Source organism: Streptococcus sp. HMSC073D05, assembly GCF_001812015.1.
Lineage (GTDB): Bacteria > Bacillota > Bacilli > Lactobacillales > Streptococcaceae > Streptococcus > Streptococcus parasanguinis_D.
This window is the reverse complement of the sequence record NZ_KV807489.1, coordinates 368,839-378,939: the sequence shown is the minus strand read 5'-3', so window position 1 is coordinate 378,939 and position 10,101 is coordinate 368,839. Positions and strand designations below refer to the sequence as shown.

Genomic DNA, 10,101 nt, shown 5'->3' with positions numbered 1-10,101 from the left:
GCCCACTCAACCACTGCGTCTTGCTCGACAATCCTAAAACAATCAAGAGGTTAGGACTTCTGTCCCAGCCACTTTTTTTGTGGTCTAGAATATGGTATAATGAGAAGAATTTGATAGGAGCGTCCAAATTTTTGAAGACGCTACGGAGAACTGAGGAGTCGGATATGAATCTCACATTACATGAAGTTGCTCATCTAGTACATGCAAAAAATGATATCAGCCAATTTGAAGATGTGGCCCTCGTCAAGCCTGAATTTGACAGCCGTTTGATTGGGCCTGGAGACCTGTTTGTTCCTTTAAAGGGAGCGCGTGATGGTCATGACTTTATTGAGACTGCTTTTGAAAACGGAGCCGTAGCCACTTTTTCAGAGAAAGTGGTAGAAGGGCATCCTTATATTTTGGTAGAAGATGTGTTGAGTGCTTTCCAAACCCTGGCTGCTGCCTATCTTCAAAAGACAAAAGTGGATGTTTTTGCAGTGACGGGGTCAAATGGTAAAACCACCACAAAAGATATGTTGGCACAGCTTTTGTCCACCACCTACCTGACCTATAAAACACAGGGAAACTATAATAACGAAATTGGTCTTCCTTATACGGTTTTGCATATGCCAGAAGGGACAGACAAACTCGTCCTTGAAATGGGGCAAGACCATCTAGGAGATATCCATCTCTTGTCAGAACTGGCGCATCCAAAAGCTGCTATTGTCACCTTGATTGGGGAAGCCCATTTGGAATTCTTTAAAGATCGAAGTGAGATCGCAAAAGGAAAACTCCAGATTGCGGATGGCATGCCAGAAGGCGGTCTTCTGGTAGTTCCAGCTGATCTGATCGTCAATGCCTACCTCCCTGAAAATCAAAAAGTGGTCCGCTTTGGTCCAGACGAGGAGATTTTTATTACCGAGTTAATCGAGCGAAAGGACAGCTTAACTTTCCGAGCGAATTTCTTAGAAGAAGCGATTGATCTTCCGGTAACAGGAAAATACAATGCGACCAATGCCATGATTGCAGCTTATGTTGCCTTGAAAGAAGGAGTGAGTGAAGCTGCGATTCGTGACAGTTTTGAAACCTTGCAATTGACGCGCAACCGGACAGAATGGAAGAAGGCCAGTAACGGAGCGGATATCCTATCCGATGTCTACAATGCTAATCCGACGGCTATGCGCCTAATCTTAGAAACTTTCTCGACTATTCCTGCTAATCCAAATGGTCGAAAATTAGCCGTCCTGGCAGATATGAAAGAACTAGGGGAGCAATCTGTAGATCTGCACAACCAAATGATTCTCAGCCTCTCGCCAGATGTCTTGGATACGGTTATTTTCTACGGCCAAGACATTGCGGGATTGGCTCAGTTAGCGAGTCAGATGTTCCCACTCGGACATGTCTATTATTTCAAGAAGACAGCTGAGGAAGATCAGTTTGAGGACATGGTCAAACAAGTCAAGGAAAGCTTGAAAGAGCAAGACCAAATCCTTATCAAGGGAAGCAATTCCATGAATCTAGCCAAATTAGTAGAGGAATTGGAGAATGGCGAGTAATAATGTACTGAAGGACATTCAGCGCTTGATTTCAATCACCAATACAGGTTTAGCATTCTCAAAAGATCCATTTGATCAAGAGCGCTACCAGGATATTCGTGAAATTTTACAGGATCTTGTGAAAGAAACGACTGATCTGAATTCACAAGAATTATCGGATTTGTTTCGACCGACAAACTATTATGACACCCCCTTAATTGATGTTAGGGCTTGGATTGTCAAAGATAGAAAACTTTGTCTGGTGAAAGGTCAGGGAGAAGAGACCTGGGCCTTGCCGGGTGGCTTTGGTGAGGTTGGCTATTCTCCTAAAGAAAATATTTTAAAGGAAATCCAAGAAGAAACGGGCTATGTAGCACGTGTCAATCGCTTGTTGGCAGTATTTGATACCAATCGCTACCAATTGCAAAGCCGCCAATATGTGAAATTGGTATTTGAATGTGAATTGCTGGATGGAAGTTTTCAACAGAATCAGGAAATTTCCGATCTTGCCTTTTTTGAGAGAGAGAAGATGCCTGCTCTTTCTACCAAGCGCAATACAGAAGAACAATTGAATTTCCTTTGGGAGGTTTATGATGGGAAACGAGATTTGTATTGTGATTAAAAACGATCTATAAATTAAAGGGATATAAACATGACACTTTGGGATTTGTTGTTTACGAACCAAAAATCAGCCCCGCCTGAGTTTGGACTCTGGTATTTCATTTTGCCAGCTTCTTTGTTGGTGGTTGGCTACTTTTCTATTAAATATGCGCAGTCGAAAAGCTACCAACGCTTTTGGTACTGGGCACAATTGATTCAAGTCTTGACTATCAATGCTTGGTATATTCTCGCCCACATGCCTTTGACAGATAATTTGCCTTTTTATCATTGTCGCTTGGCCATGCTTGCAATCCTCTTTGCCCCGAGAGGAACCTATATCAAGCAATATTTTGCTCTCTTGGGAGTTTTGGGATCGATTGCGGCCTTGGTTTATCCGGCCTTTGACCCCTTCCCATTCCCCCATATTACTGTGCTCAATCTGATTTTTAGTCACTGGGCCTTGTTTGCCAATAGTTTGATTTACCTGCAAGATTTTTATCAGTCGGAAAAGCAAGACAGCCTACGAATTGTTAAGATCACCTTTGGCATGAATGCCGTCATCTTTTTGGTCAACCTTTTGACCAGTGGAGATTACGGCTTCTTAAAGCGTCCACCAATCATTGGAGACCACGGTGCTCTCTTGAACTACCTCTTGGTCAGCATTGTGATGGTGGCAGGTATTTGCTTGGTCAATCAACGCTATAAATACAAATACAAGATGGTCGAAGAGAGTATAGTTTCGCGTTCAGAATAAAAAGAGCAGATAAGGGAAAGAAATCATGACACTTTGGGACCTATTTTTCACCAGTCAACCAACGGCCCCTCCTCAATTAGGAGTCTGGTATTTCTTATTGCCGACTTCATTGGTAGTAGTGGGAGTTCTGTCCATTCGATTTGCTCACTCTAAAGCCTACCAAAACTTTTGGTATTGGGGGCAGTTGATCCAGTTGCTCATTATCAATGCTTGGTATCTAGCAGCTCGCTTGCCTTTTTCAGAGAGTCTTCCTTTCTATCATAGCCGGATGGCCATGTGGATTATCCTTTTGGCCCCCAAGGGAAGCTTCAAGCAATATTTTGCCCTCGTGGGAGTCTTTGGCTCCATTATGGCCTTGCTTCATCCTGTTTTTTATCCCTATCCTTTTCCTCACGTATCCTCGATCAACAATGTCTTTGGTCACTGGGCTCTCCTGGCCAACTGTTTGATCTATCTGGTTCAATCCTACCAGGTGGAAGAAGGGGCTGTTTGGAAAATCTGTCAGATGACGTTTGGGGTCAATGCCATTATTCAGCTTGCGAATCTCGCAACGGGTGGAAACTACGGCTTTATGCGTCGCCCTCCTGTGATCGGTGACCATGGCCTTGTGCTCAACTATTTGATCGTGACAGTTCTCATGACGGGGACACTGATTTTCATCAATACGATCGTTCAGTACAGTAAGAAAAGAAGAATACCTAAATCTGTTTAAATAAGGAGATTTTATGCATCATTTTTTCACTACAGAATCAACAGCACCACCAGCAATCTCAGTAACTTGGTATAGTGTGATGGTCTTGTTCGTTGTGACAGCGATTATGATGTCACTTCGCTATTATCAGAATGAGCAATTTCGCAAATGTTTTCAATACTTACAGGGCTTCCAGTTAATTTGCTTGTATCTTTGGTATTTTGCCTACCACATTCCATGGTCCAATAGCTTACCTTTTTACCATTGCCGCTTGGCCATGTTTGCGGTCTTGTTTTTACCAGACCGATGGAAAAGCAAACAGTTCTTTGCCTTGATGGGAGTGAGTGGAGCCATCTTTGCTTTGGGCTATCCAGTCTTTGATCCCTACACTTTCCCTCATATTACGAGTTTTTCTTTCCTCCTCGGACATTACTGTCTCCTCATCAATTCCTTGATTTATCTTTTGAGATGGTATGATCGAAACCAATTAAAAAATAGTCAGATTGTTCTCTATACCTTTGCCTTAGATTTATTCCTGGTTGGAGTCAATCAATTGACGGGAGGAAATTACGGCTTGATGGCCCGCCCTCCGATTATGAGAGGGGATAAGGTGTGGCTCAACTATCTGGTTGTATCCAGTATTTTAGCCCTTGCTTTATTACTCTTTAATCAGTTCTTCAGTCGCAGAAGTGAGCGAGTGAAAGTGAGAAAATAAATATGATTGAATTAGACTAGAATCTACGGATTTTAGTCTTTCTTTTTGCTCTCAAAGAAGAATCATCGTTGAAAAAAGTGCCTATTTTCGCTATAATAGGACAGATAGAGAAATTGAGGAGAGATCCGATGTAGAGATGAATTTGTAAATTTATCAAAAAATAAGAAGAGAAAGAATTAGGAACATGAACGTACAAGAAGAAATTAAAAAACGCCGTACCTTTGCCATCATCTCCCACCCGGATGCTGGTAAAACGACGATTACTGAGCAGTTGCTCTACTTTGGGGGAGAGATTCGGGAAGCCGGTACTGTCAAAGGGAAGAAAACAGGAAACTTTGCTAAATCCGACTGGATGGACATTGAGAAACAACGTGGGATTTCCGTAACCTCATCTGTCATGCAGTTTGACTACGATGGTAAACGCGTTAATATCCTTGATACCCCAGGGCACGAGGACTTCTCAGAAGATACTTACCGGACCTTGATGGCGGTGGATGCGGCGGTTATGGTTGTAGACTCTGCCAAGGGTATCGAGGCCCAAACCAAGAAATTGTTTGAGGTTGTGAAACACCGAGGCATTCCAGTCTTTACCTTTATGAACAAGCTGGACCGTGATGGACGTGAGCCACTGGACCTCTTGCAAGAATTGGAAGAAGTCTTGGGCATCGCCAGTTACCCAATGAACTGGCCGATCGGGATGGGGAAAGCCTTTGAGGGGCTTTACGACCTCTATAATCAACGCTTGGAACTCTACAAAGGGGATGAACGCTTTGCGAGTCTAGAAGATGGAGACAAGCTCTTTGCTAACAATCCATTCTACGAGCAGGTGAAAGACGATATCGAACTTTTGCAAGAAGCTGGAAATGAATTCTCAGAAGAAGCCATCCTTGCGGGTGAATTAACACCAGTCTTCTTTGGATCCGCTTTGACGAACTTTGGGGTGCAGACTTTCTTAGAAACCTTCTTGAAGTTTGCTCCAGAACCACATGGCCACAAGAAGACAGATGGAGAGCTTGTCGACCCTTATGATAAGGATTTCTCAGGATTTGTCTTTAAAATCCAAGCCAACATGGACCCTCGTCACCGTGACCGGATTGCCTTTGTTCGAATTGTATCGGGCGAGTTTGAGCGGGGCATGAGCGTTAACCTGCCTCGTACTGGTAAGGGGGCTAAGCTATCAAATGTCACTCAGTTTATGGCCGAAAGCCGTGAAAATGTCAGCAATGCCGTAGCAGGAGACATCATCGGGGTTTACGATACTGGTACTTATCAGGTTGGAGATACGCTGACAGTTGGTAAAAATAAGTTCGAATTTGAACCACTGCCAACCTTTACGCCTGAAATCTTCATGAAGGTATCTGCTAAGAATGTCATGAAGCAAAAATCCTTCCACAAGGGGATTGAGCAATTGGTGCAAGAAGGAGCTATCCAGCTTTATACCAACTACCAAACAGGTGAATACATGCTAGGTGCTGTTGGGCAACTCCAGTTTGAAGTCTTCAAGCACCGCATGGAAAATGAATACAATGCCGAAGTGGTCATGAGCCCAATGGGTAAAAAGACCGTTCGTTGGATCAAACCAGAAGATTTAGATGAGCGTATGTCTTCAAGTCGAAACATCTTGGCCAAAGACCGTTTTGACCAGCCTGTCTTCCTCTTTGAAAACGACTTTGCCCTCCGTTGGTTTGCGGACAAGTATCCAGACGTTGAGTTGGAAGAAAAGATGGGATAAGGAAAGTTTTCAAAACCGATCCATGACAATAGAAATAAGAAAACGGAATCTTGTCCGTTTTCGCTTATAAAGGAGAAATGATGGGATTATTAAGTGGTTTGATGGGCAATGCCTCTCAAAAAAATGTTGACAAAGTAGAAAGAGATCTGGAAGATATTTTGGTGCCTGGAGAGCAAGTCACTCTCGCTTTTAGCCTGATTCGTGATTTGATCGTCTTTACCGAGTTTCGTTTGATCTTGGTGGATAAGCAAGGAGTAACAGGAAAGAAAACTTCCTACAAATCCCTTCCTTATCGCTCCATCTCTCGATTTTCAGTAGAAACTTCCGGTCATTTTGATTTGGATGCTGAATTAAAAATCTGGGTCTCTTCAGCAGTGGAACCTTCAGAAGTTTTACAATTCAAGAGTGACAACAGTGTCATTGAAATCCAGCAAGCATTAGCCAGTGCGGTCTTTAAATAAAAAATCATGTTGATAGAGAACAGTTGAGAAAGGAGACGGAATGTTTATCGATAAACAATTGGGTCAAGATCGGAAATGGATCAATATCGACTCGGATTTGATTGCTGAAAATTCATATCTTTATAAAAAATACGATATTGACAAAGAAACCATTGAGTACGCGATGGATAAGAACGAACGTGCCCATATGGATTACAATCGAGAAAACGGAACGATCACCTTTATCTATAATGTATTGGATTTAGAAAAGGACAAGGAATATTACGAAACCATACCCATGACCTTTATCGTTCAAGATACGCGACTCGTGACCATCAGTAATCAGGACAATGCCTATATCATTGAACAAATGGTTCGCTATTTGGAAAGCCATGGGGAGCTGTCGATCTATAAGTTGCTTTTTGCAGGTCTTGAAATGATCAGTAATGCTTATTATCCGATTATTGATCGCTTAGATAAGCACAAAGATGAACTCAATCGTTTGCTTCGAAAGACAACGACGACCAAGAATCTTTATGCCCTGTCTGACCTTGAGACCGGTATGGTGTATCTGGTCGCGGCAGCCAAGCAAAATCGGATGTTGCTAGAACATATCAAAGCGCATGCCATTTATCGCAGGATGAATGATGTTGAAAAAGAGCAGTTTGATGATGCCATGATCGAAGCGCGTCAGTTGGTTTCGATGACTGAGTTGATTTCGAATGTCTTACAGCAGTTGTCTGGATCATACAACAATATCCTAAACAACAACTTGAATGATAACTTGACCACCCTAACCATCTTTGAAGCCTTGTTGGCGGTCTTAGCCGTTATCACCGGTTTCTTTGGAATGAATATTCCTCTTCCGATGACAGAGGATCCCAATGCTTGGATTTATGTATCCCTATGTAGCTTTATATTATGGCTCATTTTGGCAAAGGTCATGCGGTGGATTGTGAAAAAAAGATAAAAAAAGAGGCTTGGAGAAATCCGAGCCTCTTCGTATCTAGAATAATCTGAGAAATAGGAACCATCTAGACACCTGCCCTCCTCTCCAAAGAAGGGGCAGTGTGAATAGTTCATCGACTGTACAAAATCTTCTTGGAAATAGTAGGAGTAGATTTAATAGTACTGAGTGGTTCTAAATAAATCAGAACTTAGAATAAATCGTTGAATCAGATAAAATGATCCTATTTCTTTATACAGAAATATTTTAGATACTAACTGTATTATACATATTTATTTGTAAAAACGCAAGATAAGAGTTACCAAAAAATAAAAGTTTTCCGATTTTTTTATACTCCTATGATGAAGTATATGAAATGGTCGCAAGAAGAAAACCAGTCCTTGCTTGGTTTAGGAGCGCTTTTATAATTTTAAGCTATCTAAGATTTTTTCCTAAAAAATAAAATTAGTCTCCTGTGACTATCATTTACCTCTTCATTGTGTTATACTAGATAAGTTGCAAACTTGTATGAGAGAAATGCTAGGGAGGCAGAACAGATGGAAGGATTCTGTTCGAAAGAAGACTCCCGCAAGTAGGATCTTGTGGCCTATTTGTTTGAAAAACGATACTAGCCAACAACATCCGTTAGGACGCAAAACATTTTTCTCTAAAGAAATTGTAGTCTTAAACAGACGGACTAGTTTTTCTTTAGATGAGTCTTGCGACAGGTGACCGGGAAGGTGACTTCCTATGCAATCAGTGCGTTTTCGCATTGAAAGAAGTGTGATAAAGTGGCTTCGCACCACTTTTTAGAAAGAAGAAAGAATTGAAATTCAATGAATTTAACTTATCTGCTGCATTATTAGCAGAAATCGAAAAAGCTGGCTTTGTAGAAGCAAGCCCTATCCAAGAACAAACTATTCCTTTGGCCCTTGAAGGAAAAGATGTCATCGGCCAAGCGCAAACAGGGACCGGTAAAACGGCTGCTTTTGGTCTTCCAACTTTGGAGAAGATTGATGTCGATAATACTGTGATCCAAGCTCTTGTTATTGCCCCAACGCGTGAGTTGGCGGTTCAAAGTCAGGAAGAACTCTTCCGTTTTGGACGCAGCAAGGGTGTTAAAGTCCGCTCTGTCTATGGTGGATCAAGCATTGAAAAGCAAATCAAAGCCTTGAAGTCAGGTGCTCATATCGTTGTGGGAACCCCTGGACGCTTGCTAGATTTGATCAAGCGCAAGGCCTTGAAACTTAATCATATTGAAACCTTGATCTTGGACGAAGCAGATGAAATGCTCAACATGGGCTTTTTGGAAGATATCGAAGCTATCATTAGCCGTGTTCCAGAAACACGTCAAACTCTTCTCTTTTCAGCAACGATGCCAGAAGCCATCAAACGCATTGGTGTTCAGTTTATGAAAGAACCCGAACACGTTAAGATTGCGGCCAAAGAATTGACAACTGATTTGGTCGATCAATACTATATTCGTGTCAAAGAAGGCGAAAAATTTGATACCATGACTCGATTGATGGATGTCGAGCAACCTGAACTTGCCATCGTCTTTGGTCGGACCAAACGCCGGGTCGATGAATTGACTCGTGGCTTGAAGATTCGTGGTTTCCGGGCAGAAGGAATTCACGGAGATTTGGATCAAAACAAACGCCTCCGAGTGCTTCGTGACTTTAAAAATGGGAACTTGGACGTCTTGGTAGCAACAGACGTTGCGGCACGTGGCTTGGATATTTCAGGTGTTACCCATGTCTACAACTACGATATTCCACAAGATCCAGAAAGCTATGTTCACCGGATCGGACGGACAGGTCGTGCTGGGAAAACAGGGCAATCCATTACCTTTGTATCGCCAAATGAAATGGGCTATTTGCAAATCATTGAGAACTTGACTAAAAAGCGGATGAAGGGAATGAAACCTGCAACAGCGGAAGAAGCCTTCCAAGCTAAAAAACAAGTAGCACTGAAGAAAATTGAGCGAGACTTTGAAGATGAAAAAATCCGGACCAACTTTGAGAAGTTTGGCAAGGATGCTCGCAAATTGGCTGCAGAATTCACTCCTGAAGAATTGGCCATGTATATTTTGAGCTTGACCGTTCAAGATCCAGACAGCCTTCCAGAAGTTGAAATTGCGCGTGAAAAACCATTGCCATTTAAACCATCTGGTGGTGGCTTTGGTGGAAAAGGCAAAGGTGGCCGTGGAAATGGTCGTCGTGGAGACCAACGCCGTGACCGAAATCGCAGAGATGACCGTGAAGGTGGACGCCGTGATTTCAAACGCAAGTCCAATAAAAATAGCCGAGACTTTGAAGGCAAAGGCAACAAACGTCCTCATCGTACTTCCAATGAAAAGAAAAATGGATTTGTTATCCGCAACAAAGGGGATAAATAAGCCCTAAGAACGGTCTAGCAATAGGCCGTTTTTATATGAAAATCAAAAATACAAGGGTTAACTAGCTGTTAACCCTTGTATATTTATAAGGAGACCTAAATGATAACTGACTCTTTTAGAAAAATGTATCATGATAAGGAGCATCCAAAAAAGTCAGACAACAGAAAGAATGAATTCCTAAAATGGAATATTTCTGTTAACATATTAAGTCTACAATTATTTCTAAGCTTTGTCAAGAATTTTTTCTTATTTTTTTAAAAATTTTTGACTAGAAAAATAAAAATTGACAATCTTTTCTAAAAGGTTATAAT

General features: G+C 41.9%; 9 protein-coding genes. All 9 read left to right on the top strand.

What is annotated here, in order from left to right; all coding sequences use genetic code 11:
• The first annotated feature begins 164 nt into the window (after positions 1-164).
• Positions 165-1,535, top strand: a complete 1,371-nt coding sequence (murF, locus tag HMPREF2832_RS05240; RefSeq protein ID WP_070505824.1) for a UDP-N-acetylmuramoyl-tripeptide--D-alanyl-D-alanine ligase — start codon at positions 165-167, stop codon at positions 1,533-1,535.
• Positions 1,525-2,136 carry an NUDIX hydrolase gene (locus HMPREF2832_RS05235; protein WP_070505822.1) on the top strand — a complete coding sequence of 204 codons (612 nt, stop codon included), beginning with the start codon at positions 1,525-1,527 and terminating at the stop codon, positions 2,134-2,136. The genes murF and HMPREF2832_RS05235 overlap by 11 nt, the downstream gene beginning before the upstream one ends.
• 30 nt (positions 2,137-2,166) lie before the next feature.
• Positions 2,167-2,868 carry a YwaF family protein gene (locus HMPREF2832_RS05230; RefSeq protein ID WP_070505821.1) on the top strand — a complete coding sequence of 234 codons (702 nt, stop codon included), beginning with the start codon at positions 2,167-2,169 and terminating at the stop codon, positions 2,866-2,868.
• A gap of 25 nt (positions 2,869-2,893) precedes the next feature.
• Entirely contained in the window at positions 2,894-3,580 is a 687-nt protein-coding gene (locus tag HMPREF2832_RS05225; RefSeq protein WP_070505819.1) for a YwaF family protein, read from the top strand.
• 13 nt (positions 3,581-3,593) lie between these two features.
• Positions 3,594-4,274, top strand: a complete 681-nt coding sequence (locus HMPREF2832_RS05220) for a YwaF family protein (protein ID WP_070505817.1) — start codon at positions 3,594-3,596, stop codon at positions 4,272-4,274.
• Positions 4,275-4,458: 184 nt separating this feature from the next.
• Positions 4,459-6,006 (top strand): peptide chain release factor 3, encoded by a 1,548-nt coding sequence (locus HMPREF2832_RS05215; protein ID WP_023917622.1) that lies wholly within the window; start codon positions 4,459-4,461, stop codon positions 6,004-6,006.
• Between the two features lie 80 nt (positions 6,007-6,086).
• Positions 6,087-6,467 (top strand): PH domain-containing protein, encoded by a 381-nt coding sequence (locus HMPREF2832_RS05210; protein ID WP_003015210.1) that lies wholly within the window; start codon positions 6,087-6,089, stop codon positions 6,465-6,467.
• A gap of 40 nt (positions 6,468-6,507) precedes the next feature.
• On the top strand, positions 6,508-7,416 hold the full coding sequence (locus tag HMPREF2832_RS05205) for a magnesium transporter CorA family protein (RefSeq protein WP_049472123.1): 909 nt from the start codon (positions 6,508-6,510) through the stop codon (positions 7,414-7,416).
• An 802-nt stretch (positions 7,417-8,218) separates the two neighbouring features.
• Positions 8,219-9,790 (top strand): degradosome RNA helicase CshA, encoded by a 1,572-nt coding sequence (locus HMPREF2832_RS05200; protein WP_070505815.1) that lies wholly within the window; start codon positions 8,219-8,221, stop codon positions 9,788-9,790.
• The last annotated feature ends 311 nt before the right edge of the window (positions 9,791-10,101 follow it).

Bases quoted from the DNA above. Each gene is read 5' to 3' on its own strand.
- HMPREF2832_RS05205 (WP_049472123.1), top strand. From the start codon at position 6,508: ATGTTTATCGATAAACAATTGGGTCAAGATCGGAAATGGATCAATATC.
- HMPREF2832_RS05225 (WP_070505819.1), top strand. From the start codon at position 2,894: ATGACACTTTGGGACCTATTTTTCACCAGTCAACCAACGGCCCCTCCT.
- murF (WP_070505824.1), top strand. From the start codon at position 165: ATGAATCTCACATTACATGAAGTTGCTCATCTAGTACATGCAAAAAAT.
- HMPREF2832_RS05230 (WP_070505821.1), top strand. From the start codon at position 2,167: ATGACACTTTGGGATTTGTTGTTTACGAACCAAAAATCAGCCCCGCCT.
- HMPREF2832_RS05210 (WP_003015210.1), top strand. From the start codon at position 6,087: ATGGGATTATTAAGTGGTTTGATGGGCAATGCCTCTCAAAAAAATGTT.
- HMPREF2832_RS05235 (WP_070505822.1), top strand. From the start codon at position 1,525: ATGGCGAGTAATAATGTACTGAAGGACATTCAGCGCTTGATTTCAATC.
- HMPREF2832_RS05215 (WP_023917622.1), top strand. From the start codon at position 4,459: ATGAACGTACAAGAAGAAATTAAAAAACGCCGTACCTTTGCCATCATC.
- HMPREF2832_RS05220 (WP_070505817.1), top strand. From the start codon at position 3,594: ATGCATCATTTTTTCACTACAGAATCAACAGCACCACCAGCAATCTCA.